Source organism: Streptomyces sp. SAS_281, from assembly GCF_052542855.1.
The window spans coordinates 83170-100792 of the sequence record NZ_JBMNDO010000007.1; the positions used below are offsets into that span (position 1 = coordinate 83170).

The 17623-nt window shown below is 68.4% G+C and carries 18 protein-coding genes; 12 read left to right on the forward strand and 6 right to left on the reverse strand.

The window, feature by feature from the left end; genetic code table 11:
• Positions 1-351: 351 nt before the first annotated feature.
• Entirely contained in the window at positions 352-840 is a 489-nt protein-coding gene (locus ACN6LM_RS04890) for a hypothetical protein (RefSeq protein WP_445064017.1), read from the forward strand.
• A 47-nt stretch (positions 841-887) separates the two neighbouring features.
• Here the strand turns inward: ACN6LM_RS04890 and ACN6LM_RS04895 are convergent, their stop codons facing one another.
• Both ACN6LM_RS04895 and ACN6LM_RS04900 read right to left on the reverse strand, forming a co-directional pair.
• A complete protein-coding gene (locus ACN6LM_RS04895; RefSeq protein ID WP_445064018.1) occupies positions 888-1211 on the reverse strand; it encodes a hypothetical protein in 324 nt (107 codons plus the stop codon).
• Between the two features lie 109 nt (positions 1212-1320).
• Positions 1321-1791: an ester cyclase gene (locus tag ACN6LM_RS04900; RefSeq protein ID WP_445064019.1), complete on the reverse strand. Its 471-nt coding sequence runs from the start codon at positions 1789-1791 to the stop codon at positions 1321-1323.
• Between the two features lie 239 nt (positions 1792-2030).
• Between ACN6LM_RS04900 and ACN6LM_RS04905 the strand changes: the two genes are divergently transcribed.
• Positions 2031-2639 carry a TetR/AcrR family transcriptional regulator gene (locus ACN6LM_RS04905; RefSeq protein WP_445064020.1) on the forward strand — a complete coding sequence of 203 codons (609 nt, stop codon included), beginning with the start codon at positions 2031-2033 and terminating at the stop codon, positions 2637-2639.
• A gap of 191 nt (positions 2640-2830) precedes the next feature.
• Here ACN6LM_RS04905 and ACN6LM_RS04910 read toward each other — a convergent pair whose 3' ends face one another.
• Together ACN6LM_RS04910 and ACN6LM_RS04915 are read right to left on the reverse strand one after the other, a co-directional pair.
• Positions 2831-4063 (reverse strand): hypothetical protein, encoded by a 1233-nt coding sequence (locus ACN6LM_RS04910; protein WP_445064021.1) that lies wholly within the window; start codon positions 4061-4063, stop codon positions 2831-2833.
• 888 nt (positions 4064-4951) lie between these two features.
• Entirely contained in the window at positions 4952-5539 is a 588-nt protein-coding gene (locus ACN6LM_RS04915) for a TetR/AcrR family transcriptional regulator (RefSeq protein WP_445064022.1), read from the reverse strand.
• A 118-nt stretch (positions 5540-5657) separates the two neighbouring features.
• Between ACN6LM_RS04915 and ACN6LM_RS04920 the strand changes: the two genes are divergently transcribed.
• Together ACN6LM_RS04920 and ACN6LM_RS04925 are read left to right on the forward strand one after the other, a co-directional pair.
• A complete protein-coding gene (locus ACN6LM_RS04920; protein ID WP_445064023.1) occupies positions 5658-7106 on the forward strand; it encodes an aldehyde dehydrogenase in 1449 nt (482 codons plus the stop codon).
• Between the two features lie 386 nt (positions 7107-7492).
• Entirely contained in the window at positions 7493-8599 is a 1107-nt protein-coding gene (locus ACN6LM_RS04925) for a serine hydrolase domain-containing protein (RefSeq protein ID WP_445064024.1), read from the forward strand.
• Here the strand turns inward: ACN6LM_RS04925 and ACN6LM_RS04930 are convergent.
• Entirely contained in the window at positions 8535-9014 is a 480-nt protein-coding gene (locus tag ACN6LM_RS04930) for an IS3 family transposase (RefSeq protein WP_445064025.1), read from the reverse strand. The two genes, ACN6LM_RS04925 and ACN6LM_RS04930, sit on opposite strands and share 65 nt — an antisense overlap.
• Before the next feature lie 448 nt (positions 9015-9462).
• Here ACN6LM_RS04930 and ACN6LM_RS04935 point away from each other — a divergent pair, with 448 nt between their 5' ends.
• A complete protein-coding gene (locus ACN6LM_RS04935; RefSeq protein ID WP_445064026.1) occupies positions 9463-10635 on the forward strand; it encodes a PP2C family protein-serine/threonine phosphatase in 1173 nt (390 codons plus the stop codon).
• Positions 10636-11286: 651 nt separating this feature from the next.
• Entirely contained in the window at positions 11287-11811 is a 525-nt protein-coding gene (locus ACN6LM_RS04940; protein WP_445064027.1) for an SMI1/KNR4 family protein, read from the forward strand.
• Positions 11812-11866: 55 nt separating this feature from the next.
• Here the strand turns inward: ACN6LM_RS04940 and ACN6LM_RS04945 are convergent, their stop codons facing one another.
• Complete coding sequence (locus tag ACN6LM_RS04945) at positions 11867-11992, reverse strand: hypothetical protein (protein WP_445064028.1); 126 nt, start codon at positions 11990-11992, stop codon at positions 11867-11869.
• A gap of 264 nt (positions 11993-12256) precedes the next feature.
• Between ACN6LM_RS04945 and ACN6LM_RS04950 the strand changes: the two genes are divergently transcribed.
• The 6 genes from ACN6LM_RS04950 to ACN6LM_RS04975 all read left to right on the forward strand — a co-directional run.
• Entirely contained in the window at positions 12257-12568 is a 312-nt protein-coding gene (locus tag ACN6LM_RS04950) for a hypothetical protein (protein ID WP_445064029.1), read from the forward strand.
• Positions 12565-13590, forward strand: coding sequence for a LacI family DNA-binding transcriptional regulator (locus ACN6LM_RS04955; RefSeq protein WP_445064030.1), 1026 nt, complete (start codon positions 12565-12567; stop codon positions 13588-13590). The genes ACN6LM_RS04950 and ACN6LM_RS04955 overlap by 4 nt, the downstream gene beginning before the upstream one ends.
• A 230-nt stretch (positions 13591-13820) precedes the next feature.
• Positions 13821-15068: an extracellular solute-binding protein gene (locus ACN6LM_RS04960; protein WP_445064044.1), complete on the forward strand. Its 1248-nt coding sequence runs from the start codon at positions 13821-13823 to the stop codon at positions 15066-15068.
• A gap of 61 nt (positions 15069-15129) precedes the next feature.
• Entirely contained in the window at positions 15130-16014 is an 885-nt protein-coding gene (locus tag ACN6LM_RS04965; RefSeq protein ID WP_445064031.1) for a carbohydrate ABC transporter permease, read from the forward strand.
• Between the two features lie 11 nt (positions 16015-16025).
• The gene (locus tag ACN6LM_RS04970) at positions 16026-16910 is read left to right on the forward strand and encodes a carbohydrate ABC transporter permease (RefSeq protein ID WP_445064032.1); all 885 of its coding nucleotides are present in this window, start codon (positions 16026-16028) and stop codon (positions 16908-16910) included.
• A 297-nt stretch (positions 16911-17207) separates the two neighbouring features.
• The coding region (locus tag ACN6LM_RS04975; RefSeq protein WP_458576026.1) for a carbohydrate-binding protein at positions 17208-17623 on the forward strand (416 nt) is incomplete at its 3' end.

The following is a 17623-nucleotide window of genomic DNA, read 5'->3' on the forward strand; positions in this document are numbered from 1 at the left end:
CGACTGCGTACAACTCCAGCCGGCCGTGCCGGTCAAGCGCCACCTTCAGCCGCCTCTCCGACACCCAAACCGACAGCAGCCGGCTTACCGCCGACCCCAGGCATCGCACCAAGAATGGTGGAGTGGCCGCGGCCGCTTCCGCTGCCCTGCCCCGTATCGCTGGTTGCGGCCGTCCGGCCGCCCGGGAGCTGGATGGCGAGACCGGATTCCTGCTATGCCGGTGGTATGCGTGGTGCGGAGGGCGGAGATCTGACCACCGAGCATCGGGCGTTTCGTGAGGGGACCAGCCGCTTCGCGGGCCGCCAGCCAGCAACGGAATGCACTGTCGGCGTCGGCTTCTAGGATGTGCCCATGACCACATCCACCCCATGTGATCGCTGCCTCCCGATGGTCGACGAACTGCTCACGCTGTCCTTCCCCGCGTCCACCACCACCGATGCCACTGGCCACGCCGGCCCCGACTACCGAGTTCGGTATCTGCGGACCAGTCAGGATTTCTGGGACCACGACGGGCAGACACACGACGGGCAGACGTGGGACAAGGCATATGGCGAGCTGGAAGCCTGCCTCGACGACCTGACGCTCATACTCTCGGCACGGTGGGGTGACCCCCTCTCCGTCGACCTCTGGGCCTGGCTCACGGCCGAACTCAACGGCGAGCTCGACGACGAGGTCCCCGAACCACTCGAGTACCTCACCCAGCACGCCACGAGCATGCTCGCCTGGCCACTCCCCAACGGAACCCACTGGCTCGGACTCGCCCTCGGCCAGGCCGACAAAGAATTGCCACTCGTCCTGTACGCCGCCATCGGGACCGGCCCGGTACGCCAGACCCCATAGCCGAGGATCCGTCCCACGGACCCAGGAGCTCCCGCGTTGAACAGGAACTACTGAGGTTGTCCCGGCGAGTCCGGTGGTGGTTGTGGTTCGACCGTCAGGCGGGTGGCGGTGAGGCAGCCGCCGATGAGGCGGCACTGGAGCTGGATTTTGCACAACTCGCGGCGGAGCATGCGGTCGAGGTCGCGCGGTGTGTCGAACGCGGTGTTGGCCATCGCGCTGCCACCGGCGCCGAGACGGCCGAGGCATAGGCATACCGGGCCGACGCCCTGTTCGATGCGCACCGCGACGACCCGGAGTTCTGCCACCGCTTCCTCCTCGACGAAGCCCGGGCGGCCGGTGAGGGTGATGGCCGAGCGGACCGCCTGGCGCATCTGCGGCGACAACCGCTGGTGGAGCGGCCGTACGACGAGCCGGCCGGGGCGGCCGGCGGTGGCCGCCCCGGTGTCGTTTCTGTCGTCTGCCGGGCGCCGTGGGGTGGAGCTACGCCCCTGTGGCAGCCGTCTTGGCGGCCTTGATCGCCGATGCGAAGTCGGGGGTGGCCCCGATCTGTGCGAGCAGTACGTTCGCCGCGTTGTAGCAGTTGAACGTTTCGATCTTTCCCTCACGGAGGTACCAGAGGTCCGCCGTCGGCACGTCGATGCGGTTCCCGGTGGGAGGGATGTCGCCGACCGGAGTCGGGAACGCGCCGAGATGCGTCCCCTGAATCCGCAGTTCGACGGCGACGACGTCACCGAGCACATGCACCGTGAGCAGTTCACGGTGAATGTCGGGAAAGACGCCGGCCAGCCCCGCCACTCCCCGTGCGATCTCGTCTCCGCGGAGGGTCATCGCGTTCGGCAGGTCGTTGAAGGTTCCGTCTTCGGTGAACAGGGCGCGAAAGCCGTGTCCGTCGAGTACGTCCCCTTCCGCCAGCCGGTATGCCTCGCGGACGACCTCTTCATTGAGTGTCACTTCTGTTCTCCTCGGTGCTTGATGTCGCCGCGGGGACAAGCCCATACGGCGGCACCCGACAGATGGTGCGATCCCGCCGGGTCGTCGGATCCCGGGACGGACAGGCGGGTGCCGGCGTCGGGGCACGCGCGGCGCTCCCGCCCGACGACCAGTTTGATGATAGGCATCATTGGAACTCCTGTTATGATGAGGGTCGTCATTGAAAAGGTCAAGTCGGGAACGACGGCGGAGGGACTGCAGTGCCGCGGATCACCAAGGAGGACAAGGCCCGCAACCGGCAGAACATCCTGGAAGCGGCGGGCCGCATGTTCCGCTCGCAGGGCATCGACGCTGTCGGCATCGCCGAGCTGATGAAGGAAGCCGGACTCACCCACGGCGGCTTCTACAACCACTTCGCCTCCAAGAACGACTTGGTGGTCGAGGTGTGCAGGGCTTCCTTCGCCGCCTCACTCGAGAGCCTGGCCGCCATGATCGAGGACGGTCAGGACAAGGCCGGCCCTCCGCTGAAGCACGTCGTGGCCGGGTATCTGTCCACCGCACACCGTGACGACGCGAACGGCGGCTGCCCCTCCGCCTCCCTGGTCACCGACGCCGTACGGCAGAACGGAGCGGTGCAGAGCGCGTACGCCGAAGGCGTCGAGGGCTATCTGACCGGCTTCGCCACCGAGTTCCTGCGCGAAGCCGAGGAGAAGGGCCACGAACCCGACCCGGCCGAAGCCCGCCAGAAGGCCGTCCGCCTGCTCAGCGAAATGGTCGGCGCGCTGATGATCGCCCGCGCCGTACGCCACGTCGAGCCCGGGCTCTCCGACGAGATCCTGCAGGCCGCCCGCGGTCACGCCCTCGACTGATGCGACCTACGGCCGCTGGGACAGGAACCGTGAACCCGGTTCGACCACGCACCACAGGCCGGGCACAAAGCGCCGTCGCCCGCGCATCACGCATCAGCACGCACCACCGCGATGTTCACGCCCACCGACAGCACCGCGACAAGTGCGGGCCGTGTCCGTCACACGGCGACACGGCCCGCCCAGGGTGGGTATCAGATGTGGTTGCGTCGGCGGCGGCGCATCGCGGTGAAGGCGAAGGCGCCCGCTCCGGCTGCGAGGAGGCCGGCCGCGGCCGCTGTCGGTGCCGCGACGCTGTTGCCGCTACCGGTTTCGGCGAGCTGCGTGGTCACACCGGACGTCGCCGAGTCGGCGTCGACGCCCTTATTGGTGCCCGTGGGGGCGGGTGAAGCGGAGGCCGGGGCGGTGCCGTTCCCGGTGGTGGTCGAGGCGGGCGCGACCGGCGCCGAGCTGGTGGAGGTCCGTGGCCCGGTGGCGGAGGTGCCCGCAGCCTTCCGCACGGTGACCGTGGCCTTCGTGCCGCAGCTGGTGGTGCCCCTGAAGGGGATCGCGCCCTCATTGACGATCGCGCACGGGGACACCTCGGTCTTCCCCAGCGGTGCGTCCTTGCGGTAGGTGACACGGACGTCGGTGGTCGCGGTGCCGTGCGCGGCGAGGGAGGCGTCCTTGCCGATGACGTCGTAGCCGTAGATGTCGGGTTCGGCGGCGGTGGTGACCGGCTTCAGCGTCGTCCACACGCCCGAGCGCCGCACCTGGACGGTCGTGTAGCGGTTGGTGAACAGCACGTCGGTCACGTTCTCGTAAGCCGAGGAGGTCGCGTTGTTGACCGTGGCCTTGAAGGTGATCGCCGCCCCGCCGGCGGTCGCGGTGGTGGGTACGTTGATCAGGCGGGTGGTCAGCCCGTTCACACCGACGAAGTCGAAATCGGTGGCATTGGCGGCGCCGGAGGCCCCGTGGGAGATCATCGTCGTCAGCTTCAGATGCTCCGTGCCCCCGTTGCCGGCACCGTTGTGCGGGGTGCCCATGGGGAGCCCGAGCCGTATCTGCACGGTCTGCGACTTTCCCGCGGCCAGGGCGAGCTGTTCGGGCAGCTCACCGCCGTACACGGTGCCCTCGACGATACTCAGCGGGATCTTCTTCCACGTCGAGCCGTCGAGCCGGTACTCCAGACTCAGCGCGTTGTCAGGCAGGGCAACGCCGCCGTCTATACGGTAGATCAGCCGGGCCGAGGACGCGTCGGACGTGCCGCTGTTCGACGCGGTGGTGGTGAAGGCGACCGGCAGACCGCCCAGGCCGATCTCCGCGGGCGCCTCGGTGGACACAGCCAGCTCCGGCGGGGCGGTGTCGGCCACGGCGGCCGGAGCCAGGACGGCCCCCGTGACAGTCAGCAGCAGCCCGGCCGCCGAAGCGACGAGAGATGAACGCACAGTACGCGCAATGGTGTTCAAGACATTCCCCCTGTGATGTGTGGGCGGCGGGGCTGAATACCGCCTCACGCCGAACGGTGGGTGGATCAACCCCGCCGTCTCACACAGTTCGACAGCCCACCCCGGCACCGGGTTGTTACCTCGCATGTCATGGTTCTGTGACAGCGCCGGGCCAAGCCCCCACTCCCGAACCGCGCGCAGGACCGCTTCGTGCCCGAGAGCCGCAGCAACCCATCAGCGCAGCACAGGTACGCGGTGGGGGCGCGGGACGGCGCGCGCATGGCAGGCGGCGTTCCATGCCTGCTGCGTGGCAAGGCCGTCCGGGAAGAGGAGGGAGTCCGTCCACCGAGGAGAGCAATCGCGGCGCACGCTGGTCCTCCACCTGTGGGCGTGCACGCGCACGGCACCACCACCGTCTGACTGGCCACCGATACCAGCGCCGGCAAGGGGAAGTGAGGGAACGGCGTGCGCCGCAGAACCTGATCAACGGGACGGGTGGCGCTCATCGTCCGGTGGGCATCGCCCTCCGCACCGAAGTGGAGCCCATCGGGTGGGCTCCACCCGGTGGGCTCCACCCGGGCTCACCCGCCCAGAGCGCGGGCATCCGGGCAGGGTTCGCCATTCAGTACACGCGCGGACTCCGCCGGGCGGGGCCTGCTCCGAAGCCGCAGTGCCCTCCGTCGTCACCACAGCCAGGCACCGAGTGCCGCATGCGGTAAAGGGCGCGGCCATCGTGGCGGGCGGCCGCGTTGCCGATCCGGCTCTGCCGGGCACGGGACCAGCGAGACTGCTCGGCAGCCAGGCGGCGCTTGGCGGCGTCCTGGAGTTGGCGGCGTCGAGCTCTGTGCCAAGTCCGTCGCGCCGCGCCCCGCACCGCGGTCCGGCAGGTCATCGTGCCAGCCCTTGGGATTGCGGCGGGGGAGCGTGCGTGGGCGGGGTCGTGCCGATGCCGTGGAGCAGGGTGTCGACGACGATGTCGGCGGCTTGGCCGGGCGTGAGTTGGGGCAGTTCTCGGGATGCCTGGTGCATGATCAGGGGGATGAGCGCGGCGGCCCATCCCGGTGGGAGTCCGGGCCGGAACAGACCCTCGTCGGTGGCGCGCTGGAGGAAAGCGTCGACTTCGTGCACGAAGCGGTCGCGCCGCTCGCGGGAGGGGGCATCGGTCAGCATGCGGGCGAGGTCGACGGGCCAGGTCCGGTTGACCTCGATGACGCCTTCGACGTAGCGGTGCAGGGCAACCTGCACGGGGGCCTCCCGAAGGCGGGCCTCACGGATCACAGCCTCGATGGCGTCGAGCCGGGCCTCGTAGACCGCGGCCAGCAGGGCCTCCCGGGAGGCGAAGCGCCGGTAGACGGTGCGCCGGTCGACGCCCGCTTCCGCGGCGATATCGGCCATGCTCGCCCCCGCGTCGACGGCGAGTGTTCGTGCTCCCGCCGTCAGAACGGCTTCCAGGTTGCGTGCTGCGTCAGCTCTCATCCCAAAAACGTACCCTGCGCGTGCTTCATGCTGCATGTTCAGACCCATGAATGAGCTGAAACGGAACGTAAGTGCTACATTGAAGTGACAGATAGGTTCTTCGAAAGGATCGAACGTCATGACGATGACCTACGACCGGCTCTTCATCGGCGGCTCCTGGGTGAAGCCCAGCGATCCGGGACTGCTGGACATCCGCTCCCCCCACGACCAGTCCGTCGTCGGCCGCGCCGCCCAGGCGCAGCCCGCCGATGTCGACCGCGCCGTGGCCGCCGCCCGGGCCTCGTTCGAGGCCGGTGTGTGGAGTGGCACCCCGCCGCAAGAACGCCTCGCTGTCCTGCGCCGCTACAACGAACTGCGCGAGCAGAACGCGGAGAGGATCGCCGAGCTGATCACCGCCGAGAACGGCTCGGCGGCCTGGTTCACTCTCGCCGGACAGGGCGGCCTGACCCGGCAGGCCAACGCCTACTTCAAGGCTGCCGAGGACTTCGACTGGGAGACCGTCCTCGTCCCGTCCGACCCGGCCAGCCCCTTCCGCAGCATGGTGCGCCGTGAAGCGATCGGCGTCGTCGCGGCCGTCATCCCGTGGAACTCGCCGTTCTCCGCCGCCAACGCGAAAATCATCCCGGCGCTGCTTGCCGGCAACAGCGTGGTACTCAAGGTCTCCCCGGAGAACTCCCTCAGCATGGGCTTCCTCGCTGAGCTGCTGGAGCGGACCGGGCTCCCGCAGGGCGTGATCAGCGTGCTGCCCGCCGACCGGGCGACCAGTGAGCACCTGATCTCCCACCCCGACATCGACAAGATCGCCTTCACCGGCTCCACCCGCGCCGGACGGACCATCGCGTCCATCGCCGGGCAGCAGCTCAAGCGGGTCAGCCTCGAACTCGGCGGTAAGTCGGCCGCGCTGATCCTCCCCGATGCCGACCTCCAGCAGGCCTTCCAAGGGCTGCAGTTCGGCTCGTTCCTCAACAACGGAGAGGCGTGCATCGCGCAGGTCCGCATTCTCGCGCCCCGCTCCCGCTACGAGGAGGTCGTCACCGCGCTCAAGGAACTGATGGAGTCGATGAAGGTCGGCGACCCCCTGGCGCAGGACACCTTCATCGGCCCGATGATCCGCCGCGACCAGCAGCAGCGCGTGCGCGACTACATCCGGGCCGGCATCGAGGAAGGGGCCCGCCTCGTCACCGGCGGCCCCGACATCCCTGCGGGGCTGGAGGCGGGCAACTACGTCACCCCGACCCTCTTCGCCGATGTCGACAACTCCATGCGCATCGCCCAGGAGGAGATCTTCGGCCCGGTCCTGGTCGTCATCGCCTACGACGACGAGGACGACGCCGTTCGCATCGCCAACGATTCCGAGTACGGCCTCTCCGGCGGTGTCTGGTCCGCCGATACCGACCACGCCCTCGCTGTCGCCCGGCGCCTGCGCACCGGCACGGTCACCGTCAACGGCGCCCCCATCGGTTTCGACGGCCCCTTCGGCGGCTTCAAGGCCAGCGGCATCGGCCGTGAGTACGGTGCCGTGGGCCTCGGCACCTACACCGAGTACAAGACCATCACCACCCTCTGAACCGGCCCCGCCCATCGACACGCCCAGCCTCCCTCCCCGACCACCTTGCACCACCGGAGAGAGCTCCGACGGCAGCTCCAGCACCTCCCGTACGGCGGCGCACTGCCGCTCGCACAAGGCACAAGGATCAGGGAGGGACGGAATCCCGCACCCCTCTCCACATCGCCCGCAGGAGGAACTACACCCGCCCCAGCTACCGCCACAGCGCCCAGTACTACACCGGCCGTCAGCCCCCTCCGACGACGGCAGACCCGGTGTGTCCGACCCCAAAGGGATGGACCCACCGGGCCCGTACGGGGGCCGGCCGGAGGGGCGGAAGGGAGGACAGCCGGGTGGGCGTGGGCTCACCGCGTTGGTGGGATAGCGGAAACGAAAGGGGAAGCACCATGCGCGCATCCGTGTCCCGCCGGGCTGTTGTGACCGTCGGCATGGCCTCCGCCTTGGCGGGCTTGTCCGGTGCACCGGCGGCCTCCGCAGCCGGAAACCGGGGCCCGTCCACACCCGGGTCCGCCTCGACGGACTGCGATCTCCAACGGCAGGTGGACGCGATCCTGGCCACCGGGGTCGCGGGAGTGGGCGCGCAGGTGGTGTCGCCGTACGGGCGTCGTCACGCGTTTGCCGGGACGCCGCGCGACGGCCGGTTCCGGATCGGGAGCCTCACCAAGACCTTCACGGCAGTGGCGGCACTCCAACTCCCCGACCTGGCTTTGGACAAGCCTGTGCGGCACTGGCTGCCAGAGGTCACACGGGATATCACCGTACGCAGCCTGCTGCGGCACACCAGCCGTCTGCTCGACCCGGAGATCCCCGCGCTGACCAGCGCGAAGGGCTACCGTGCTGAGCGACTGCGGAGTTACAAGCCGGAAGATCTGGCGAAGGCGGCTCTGCGGCTGGGAACGGCGCCGGAACGATGGTCGTACGCCAACACCAACTACCTTCTCACCGCCATGATCATCGAACGCATTACGGGCCGGAGCTGGGCCGAGGAGATCACCGACCGGATCATCCGTCCCCTGCGCCTCCACGCCACCTGCGCCCCCGGTGAGTCTCCCTTCGTCCCCGGCCCGCACGCGCGAGGCTGGGCGTCGTTCGGTACCGGGACCCGGCTCGATGTCACGCTCCTCAACCCCAGCATGGCTGTTGGCTCCGGAGCCCTCATCAGCAGCGTCCGGGACCTCGGCCTCTTCTACGCCGCGCTGCTCGGCGGAGAGCTGCTGCCCCCGGCGCGGCTCTCCGAGATGACGGCCACCGTCCCGGCACCGGGTCTCGGCATAGCCGGCGCGCGCTACGGCCTCGGCATCGCCGAACTCCCGCTCCCTGACGGCGGCAGTTTCTACTCCCACTTCGGCGAGCTGCTCGGCTATCACGCCTGGGCCGGCGTCTCGGCGGACAGCTCGCGTACAGCGGTCGTGTATGTCACCGGAGACGTCACCGGCGCCACCATGGGCGCGATGTCCGCGCTGATCGAGGGCGGCGTCCGCGGCACTCGCTGAGACGGGCTCGCCCTGCCACTCCCAAAGCGGACCTGGCGAGCGACGTGGACGGTGCCGGGCCAGGTGGCGACACAGGCGGAGTCGACTGCCCGCCGCTCGTTCGCACGGGATGCGGTGAAGTCGCGACTGAGCAGGTCAGAGGCCCGCTCATGGGCGTCCCCGCGGATGCGGTGCGGATCTTCTCGCTCCGTCGGGCACCGTCAAGACCGAGGCCGCGCATCAGCCGGGCGACCGTGCAGCGGGCCACGGGTATGCCCACACGGTGCAATTGCCGCCAGACCTTGCGCACCTCCCTAAGGGCTGTCCCGCAATTCCCAGCGGGCGCACGACGACAGCCACGGCACCTCGCCGCGTTGTCGAAACGCCCGAATACATCCAGTATGCGGGCGCCTCTCCGCCTTGCGATGCACCGCATCCGACGCCGCGCGCTGATCCACCAGGAATTGCGGGACAGCCCTTAGCCACCCGTGATCTCGATGGACTCGGGGGTCGGCTTGGCAACGCCACGATCCAGCAGCGCCTGATGTCGGTCCGCCTGTTCTACGACTTCCTGCTGGAGGAGGGCCTGCGGGAGCCGAACCCGGTCAGCCGAGGCCGATCCACCCCGGCCGGCACATCGGCGGCCGGCAGAGCGGCTTGGTGCCGCGGCTCACGGGGGCGTGATCACGCCGGGGCGCGCACCGCGCCCCAGTCCGCAGCCCTCGGCACGCCGCAGTCGAGCCCTCGCCTCCGATCCGTGCCGAGCGCGAGGCCGGCGGCCCCCCGCCCGCTCCGCGCCGCTGCGGCTTGTGAGATTGAGACATGCGGTCATGCCTGGGCCTACAGGGGGAAGGAAGGAAGGTCCAGAAGCTAGGGAGGCTGTTGTGGAGCGGGATCGGGTCGGACTGGCAGAGGTGCTCGCTGCGGCCGAGGCGGCCGCGCCGGTGCGCTCACTCGATGTTGTGGCGCACATTCTGCGTGAGCGGTTCGGGGCGCGGCACGTGTCGTTTCTGTTCGTCGACGTCGTGGGCCGGCGACTGCTGCGAGTCCATGAGGAGAAGGCGGCATCACGGGAGAACGGCGCCGGACAGGTGATACGGGCCGGCAGCATGTACGACGATGTCCTGCGCACCCAGAAGCCGGTTGTGGTGCTGGAGGGCGGACAGGGACAGCGGGTGCTCGCCCCGGTCACCAACCGCGGGGACGCCATCGGCGTGCTGGAGCTTTATCTCGCCGACGCCACCGAGGACGTGCTGGAGCAGGTGGCAGACGTGGCGCACGCGCTGGCGTATGTCATCGTCACCGATCGACGCTTCACCGATCTCTATCACTGGGGCAACCGCACCGCCTCGGTAACCCTGGCCGCGGAGATCCAGCGCCAGCTCCTGCCCTCGGCGCCCTCGTGCGAGGCACCCGAGTTCACTCTCGCCGGTGCCCTGGTGCCCGCCTCCGACATCGCCGGCGACACCTACGACTACAGCCTCGATGAGGACACTCTGCATCTGTCGATCACTGACGCGATGGGCCACGACGTAGACGCTTCTCTCATGGCCACCCTGGCCGTCAACGCCTCCCGCGGCGCCCGCCGTGCGGGCCTGGACCTGGCCGAACAGGCCCGCCAGACGCACCAGGCGCTCCTCGACCACGGCCGCCGCACCTTCGCCACCGGCCAGCTCCTGCGCATCGCCCTGGACGGCACCAGCACCCAACTCGTCAACGCCGGCCACCTCTGGCCGCTGCGACTGCGCGACGGCACGGTCGAGGAGATCCGCCTGCATATCAATCTCCCCTTCGGCGTCTCCGCGCAGGGCACCTACCAGGTACAGGACCTCGACCTACGCCCCGGCGACCGCATCCTCCTCTACACCGACGGCATGCAGGAACGCCAAGCGAAGGCGGTCGACCTGTCCGGCCTCCTGCGCGACACTGCCAGGGACCATCCCCGTGAAGCCGTGCGCGCCATGGTCGCCGCGGTCACCGAAGCCTGCGGGGGTGACGTACGTGACGACGCCACGGTTCTGTGCCTGGACTGGTTCGGCCCCACCCGCCGAAGATGAAGCCCCGAAGTGCCCGCACACGGCGGCGGGCGACGACGTGCTGCGAGGTCTCCTGGACGATCGGTTCAGCCGGCGGGTGCGTACGTGCGCTGTGCCGCCGCCCCGCAAGGACCCGGAGCACAGACCGACTCGTGCGCGTGTTCGCGCTCGACCGACTCACCGGGGCCGTGCAGGGTCGCGGCGGGGAATGCCGATGGCCAAGAGCGCGGTGTCGTCGTCCACCCCGGACCCGAGAGTGTTGCGGAGATTGCTGATCGAGGCGACGGCGTCCTGGACCGGGGCGGGGGCCAGGGCCCGGCCGAAGTCGAGGAGGGCTTCGACGCCGTAGTGCTCACCGGCGACGCCGCTGTGGGCTTCAGTGAGGCCGTTGGTCTACAGCGGCAGGGATCCGCTGGGCACCGCCGATGAGCGCCTCGGACGTCTGTCAGCGCTGGTGGTGAAGAGGCGATAATCCGAACCCGCGCCTTCCCCACCTGGCCCGGCCTCTTGGGCGGGCCAGGTGGTGGCCGAGAGACTGGCAGGCCTCGGCGGTTGCGCCCGGTCCTCGTTGAGGTCCGCGTCTGCAGTGGTGGACGGGCTCGGGGTCGTGCTGCCTCCCGGCGCGCCCATGCGTCATGCTGTTTCACGCGTCGATGTACCGAGGGAGACGACGTGACCGAGGACGAACTGATCGCGGCAGCCAGGAAGCAGACGCCCGACGACAACTTGGCACCGGTCGCTACTCCGACCGTGATCTCCGCCGTCGAGGCGGAGGTCGGTCACCCGATGCCCCGTTTCCTCCGCAGACTCTATGCCGAAGTCTCCAACGGCGGCTTCGGCATCGACGGCTGGGAATGCGCCTCGTTGAGCCCTCTTCCTGACCACTACTTCTGCGACGGCGAGGACATCATCGAGCTGTACCGCGGTTTCACCACTCCCACCCAGGACCCGGACGATGAGACCGTCCCGCACGGCATCGTTCCGATCATGGACCGCGGCTGCACGATGTGGACCCTCGTCGACTTCCGCACGCCCGACGGCCGCATCCGGGTATGGGATGGGAACGAGTGCTGCCGCAAGCTCTGTCCCACCACCATCACCTCCGTGCGGGAGTACTTCGCCGAGGGCATCGCGGGTCGACTGGACGGCGCCGGCCCGCTGCACAGTCAGTTGTTGAGGGAGCCCTGCGAGCACTGACGATCAAGCGGCCGGTGTCTCGAACTTCGAGCGGAAGCAGCACCTCTTGGCGTCTTCAGCGCTGCCTCTCCATGGTGTGGACCGCGGCGACGATGATCGTCCTCCGGTCTTGAGCGCGGGCAGGATGGCGACCCGCCAGGCAGTCGGACCAGTTCTCGCCGGCCAGGGCTGCGAAGCGCATGACGGAATGTGAGCGTCGCGGCCTGCTGCGGCGGCGTCCTCCGGTCACCTCCTGGCGGACCCTGCTCGCCACCGCCCGCTCCGAATGCAACCGACTCGCGCGGGCCGGCGAGGAGGCACCGACGCCACGGAAGGTCGCGAGGTGATGTCATCGGGGCCACGGTGCTTCGTGATGCGCAATCGGCTCAACCCCCATGGTTTCCTGCGCCGACAGGCTCTGCTCGACCGCGACACCGCTGCCTGACGAACCCACCGACTCAGGACCGTGGATCGCCAGCACAATCACGCACCAACTCGTTACTACACCTTCGCCGGACCCCTGCTCGTACGCGACATCGCTGGGGTGGCCGCCGGCGTCGTCGCGCTGGATGCCGAGCTCGGTGAGCCGCTCGGCTGCCCGGGCAGGAGCTGGGCCCAGTTGCCCGTCGGCCAGTGCGGCCGGGACAAGCCGGAGGCGGCGTTCTCGCTTGCCGGTCGGTCGTGGGCGTACTCGATCCGCTCGACACCTGTCCCCTTGAACGAATTCTTGCGTTTGCCTGAACATTTTTTGCAAGCCAGCTGTATGGTGGCGACATGACAGTGAAGGTAGTGCAGGTAGCGGAGTTCGCGGGCGTGAGCGAGCTGACGGTCCGGCGCGTGCTGAAAGGCAGTCCGAGTGTTGCTGCGGCGACCAGGGAGCGGGTTCTGCGGGCGCTGGACGTCCTGGGTCTGAAACGACCGGCCGGCGAGGCGGCGGAGCGGTCGCCGCTCGTGGGCCTCGTGGTCCCTGATCTGCAGAACCCGGTCTTCCCTTCCTTCGTGGAGGCGCTGGCGGGGCGCTTGAACAAGCGCGGTTATGTACCAGTTCTTTGCACTCGTACAGCAGATGGGGTTTCAGAGGCCAACTACGTCGAGATGCTGCTGGCGCAGAACATCGGCGGGATCGTGTTCGTCGGTTCCAGCTACACGGACGTCGGCGCGGAGCAGGGGGCCGCGCTGAAGGAGCGGCAGGTGCCCATGGTGCTGGTGAACGTCGCCGACGAGAACTCCGATCTGGTGCAGATCGCCGCCGACGACATGCAAGCTGTTCAGCAGGCCATGCTTCACCTCGAAGGAATGGGGCACGAGCGCATCGGGCTGCTGGTCGGCCCCGGCGGCCATGTGCCGTCGGTACGGAAACTGCGCGGGTTCGCACAGTTCTGGCAGTCCCGGGGAGTGCATCAGAGGCAGTGGGCGCCCTGGGTGGGTCACAGCCTCTTCGCCCTGGAGGCGGGCGCGCGCACCATCTCCGATCTTCTCGACCAGGGGGTGACCGCAGTTGTTTGCGGTAGCGACACTCTTGCGTTGGGGGCGGTCAGAGGGGCCCGGCGGCGCGGGCTCACGGTGCCGGAGGGCCTGTCGGTAGTGGGCTTCGACGACTCCGCGTTCATGAGCGCGGTCGATCCGCCCCTGACGACGTGCCGACAGCCGGTGGCCGCCATGGCCGAGGCCGCGATCGAGTCCCTCGACGAGCAGATCCGCAGCCGCCAGGCCGTGCCGGGCCTGACCCTCTTTCAGGCGGAGCTGATCGTCAGGTCCTCCACCGCGAGACCGGGTTCCGGCAGGTCACGGCCGAAGTAATCAATCTTTTGCAACATGTCATTGACTTTTTACATAAACGACTTCTACCTTCTGCGTATCCGCCGGAGCTTCGCTTGACGGGGCGCCGGCGCAGTGCATCCACGGAAGGTAGATCAGTCATGAGCGGACTGCGCAGTCGCCGCAGGTTCATCGGCGCGGGGATAGCCTGCGTTCTCACCGGAGGGCTTGCCGCCTGCGGCGGCTCTCCGTCCTCGGGCAGTGAGGACGGTGTGGTCACCATCTCGGTGAACGGCATGCCGCCCAAGACCCAGCCGGTGGACCGGAAGTACTTCGAGGAGGACGTCAAGGCCTTCGAGAAGGAACATCCGAAGATCAAGATCGATGTCCGTGAGGGCCAGATGGACCCCAAGACCTTCTCCGCGAAGCTCGCCGGGGGACAGTTGGAGGACGTCTACTACGTCTACTTCACCGATCCCGCGGGTCTCATCCAGCGGCGCCAGGGCGCGGAGATCACGAAGTACGCCAAGGAACTGTCACGGGTCAAGGACATCAAGCCCGAGTACCTGAAGGTGTTCACCGGACCCGACGGAGGGCTCTACGGCCTGCCGAACGGCCAGTACTCCCTCGGCCTGATCTACAACCGCGCCCTGTTCAAGAAGGCCGGACTCGACCCGGACAAGCCGCCCACCACCTGGGAGGAGGTCCGCGCGGCCGCCAAGAAGATCACCGCGCTGGGCGACGGGACGGTCGGCTACGCCGACTACAGCAAGAACAACCAGGGGGGCTGGCACTTCACGTCGTGGGTCTACTCCATGGGCGGCGACATCGCCGCCCAGGACAAGGGCGGGAAGTGGAAGGCGGCCTTCGACAGCAAGGCCGGCCGCGACGCGCTCAAGATGCTGCATGACATGCGCTGGACCGACAACTCCATGGGTACGCGGCAGTTGCTGCAGATCGACGACGTGCAGAAGATGATGGGCTCCGGCAAGCTCGGCATGTACATGGCTGGACCGGACAACATTCCCACCATCGTCAAGCAGTTCGAGCGCAAGTACAGTGAGTTCGGCGTCGCCGCGATGCCGGGCAAAGCCACCCTCGGCGGCGGCAACGGCTTCATGTTCAACCCCAAGGCATCGCCGGAGAAGATCAAGGCCGGCATCGAGTGGGTCCTGTGGAAGTACCTCAACCCCGACCGCACCGAGTTCGAGGACAAGCGCGCCTCCGGCAACGACGTCCCGATCGGTCTTCCGCTGGACCGGCTCCTGAACGGCCCGGCCGAAAGCAAGCAGGAACGCGCGCACGCGAAGTACGCCAACGTGCCGCAGGAGAACTACAAGCCGTTCACCGAGCGGAACGACCTCCTGACCCAGAAGGTCGAACCGCCGAACGCACAGCAGATCTACACCGTCCTCGACGGTGTCATGCAAGCGGTTCTGACCAAGAAGGACGCCGACCTCGACCAGTTGCTCAGGGACGCGTCCAAGAGGGTCGACACCATCCTCGCGACGGTCAAGTGACATGGCGGCTCCGACCCTCACCCGGGAACCGGCTTCCCCTCCCAAGCCGCAGAAGGCCAGCATGAACAATCCGACCAGGCGTCGGCGCCGCCTCAGCGAGCACCTCGTTGCCTACAGTTTCCTCGGTGCGGGCGTGCTCTGCTTCGCTCTCTTCTCCTGGTACCCGATCATCCGCGGCTGGCTCCTCGGCTTCCAGCAGGTGACCTTCGCCCAGCCCGCCACGTGGGTGGGTTGGGACAACTACCGCCGGCTCTTCGACGACCCGCTCTTCGTGACCGCGTGGAAGAACACCGGCTACTTCACCCTCCTCGCCCTCGTCTTCGGTTTCGCCGCTCCCTTCCTCACCGCGGTCGTCCTCAACGAGTTCCGCCACGCACGTTCGTACCTGCGCATGACCGTCTACCTCCCGGTCATGCTGCCCCCCATCGTCACCATGCTGCTGTGGCGCTGGTTCTACGACCCGGGCCCGGGCCTGTTCAACAACGTCCTGGAGACCCTCCACCTGCCGGCCCAGCAGTGGCTCGAGTCGGAGAACATCTCCATGATCTCCCTCGTCCTGGTCTCCACCTGGGCCAACATGGGCACCACCACCCTCATCTACCTCGCCGCACTCGGCTCCATCCCCGGCGAGGTCTACGAGGCAGCCGAACTCGACGGCGCCTCCATCCGCCAGCGGCTGTGGCACGTGACGATCCCGCAGATGCGGTTCATCCTGATGATCACTCTCCTGCTCCAGGTCATCGGCACCATGCAGGTCTTCATCGAGCCCTACGTGCTCACCGGCGGCGGACCCAACGACGCCACCGTGACCGTCCTGCTGCTGCTCTACCGTTACGCCTTCGTCTACAACGACTTCGGCATGGCCAGCGCCATGAGCACGGTGCTCTTCATCGTCCTCGGACTCTTCGCAGCGGTGTACCTCCGCCTCACCCGCAGCAAGGGCTGAAAGGAACGACCATGTCCGACTCAAGCGAACGCACCCTCATCGCCCCCGCTGAAATGAACCGGCGCACCGGCCGCTTGCTCTACTGGTTCGTGCTGTGCTCAACCGTCCTGGGTTTCACCCTCGCCTTCGTCTTCCCCCTCTACTGGATGGCCGGCGGAGCACTGAAATCGTCCTCCGAACTGGCCGACCCGACCCCCACTCTCATCCCGCACACCTGGCACCCCGAGTCCTACTCCCAGGCATGGGCGAACGTCGGACTGAGCCACTACTTCCTCAACACCCTGCTCCTCGCCGCCGGCGCCTGGCTCACCCAGCTCCTCGTCGACGTGTCCGCCGCCTACGCCCTGTCCAAGCTGCGCCCGGTCCTGGGCAACATCGTTCTGGGCATGATGCTGGCCACGTTGATGCTGCCCGTCTCCGCCCTGCTGGTGCCGACCTACCTGACCGTCACCGACGTGCCCGTGTTCGGCGTCAACCTGATCAACACCCCCTGGGCGATCTGGCTGCCGGCCTGCGCGAACGCCTTCAACATCTTCATCCTGAAACGCTTCTTCGACCAGATCCCGGCCGAACTCCTGGACTCCGCGCGGATGGACGGGGCCGGCCCCTTGCGCGTCCTGGTGTCCGTCGTTCTGCCGCTGTCCCGGCCCGTACTGGCCGTGGTCTCCATCTTCGCCGTCGTCGGGGTATGGAAAGACTTCCTCTGGCCCCTCCTGGTCCTCCCCGACCCCGCGCGCCAGCCCATCACCGTCGCGCTCAACCGACTCGCTGAATTCATGCCCGCCAACCAACTCCTGGCCGGCATGGTCATGGCCTCGATCCCGCTGCTGGTGATCTTCCTGATCTTCCAGCGGCACATCATCGCGGGCCTCACCGCAGGCAGCCTCAAAGGCTGACCCCGCCAACTCCGCCCCCGAGCGCACCACAGGCGCGATCGGCGGACCCGGAGTGCCGCAGCGGCCCACCCCACGACGCCGACGGCACGACTCCACGGCGGCCACCGCCGCAGCACACGCCTGCCTCGGTCACTGCCCGCCACCAACACGACCGGCCCCCGCTCCTGCCACGTCGAACCGCACCCAGGCCCCAGACATCCGCCCCGCCCCCCCGTTCGACCGCCACCGCAGCCCAGGCTGCGCGAGGCCCCCGACGCCTCAAGGGCGAGCCGCCCCTTCCCGGAAGGACACACAGCCGTGTCGAAACTCCGCATCGCCAAGTCCCTCAAGCCCAGCGCCGCCATATCCGCCGCCATGCTGCTGGCCCTCACCGGTGCCCTCTCCTACAGCCTGGCCACCCCCGCACCCGCCTATGCCGCCACCTCCACGCTGGAGGCGGAGTCGGCGACCCTGTCGGGTGGTGCGGTCAGTCAGCAGGAGCACGCCGGATACACCGGCAGCGGGTACGTCGGCGGTCTGACCGACGGGAACAAGGGCCGCGCCGCGATCGGCACCACTGTTCAGTCCGCCTACGCCGGCGCCGGTACGGTCTCTGTCCGCTACGCGAATGGGACCGGTTCGGCCAAGACGCTCACGCTGAACGCGGCGGGCGTGGCGAAGCAGATCACGCTGCCGGCCACGAGCGGCTGGGCGGGCTGGTCCACCATCGACGT

Bases quoted from the DNA above. Each gene is read 5' to 3' on its own strand.
- ACN6LM_RS04890 (WP_445064017.1), top strand. From the start codon at position 352: ATGACCACATCCACCCCATGTGATCGCTGCCTCCCGATGGTCGACGAA.
- ACN6LM_RS04915 (WP_445064022.1), bottom strand. From the start codon at position 5,539: ATGAGAGCTGACGCAGCACGCAACCTGGAAGCCGTTCTGACGGCGGGA.
- ACN6LM_RS04965 (WP_445064031.1), top strand. From the start codon at position 15,130: ATGAACAATCCGACCAGGCGTCGGCGCCGCCTCAGCGAGCACCTCGTT.
- ACN6LM_RS04930 (WP_445064025.1), bottom strand. From the start codon at position 9,014: ATGCGGTGCATCGCAAGGCGGAGAGGCGCCCGCATACTGGATGTATTC.
- ACN6LM_RS04895 (WP_445064018.1), bottom strand. From the start codon at position 1,211: ATGCGCCAGGCGGTCCGCTCGGCCATCACCCTCACCGGCCGCCCGGGC.
- ACN6LM_RS04945 (WP_445064028.1), bottom strand. From the start codon at position 11,992: ATGCGCTTCGCAGCCCTGGCCGGCGAGAACTGGTCCGACTGCCTGGCG.
- ACN6LM_RS04925 (WP_445064024.1), top strand. From the start codon at position 7,493: ATGCGCGCATCCGTGTCCCGCCGGGCTGTTGTGACCGTCGGCATGGCC.
- ACN6LM_RS04920 (WP_445064023.1), top strand. From the start codon at position 5,658: ATGACGATGACCTACGACCGGCTCTTCATCGGCGGCTCCTGGGTGAAG.
- ACN6LM_RS04955 (WP_445064030.1), top strand. From the start codon at position 12,565: ATGACAGTGAAGGTAGTGCAGGTAGCGGAGTTCGCGGGCGTGAGCGAG.
- ACN6LM_RS04970 (WP_445064032.1), top strand. From the start codon at position 16,026: ATGTCCGACTCAAGCGAACGCACCCTCATCGCCCCCGCTGAAATGAAC.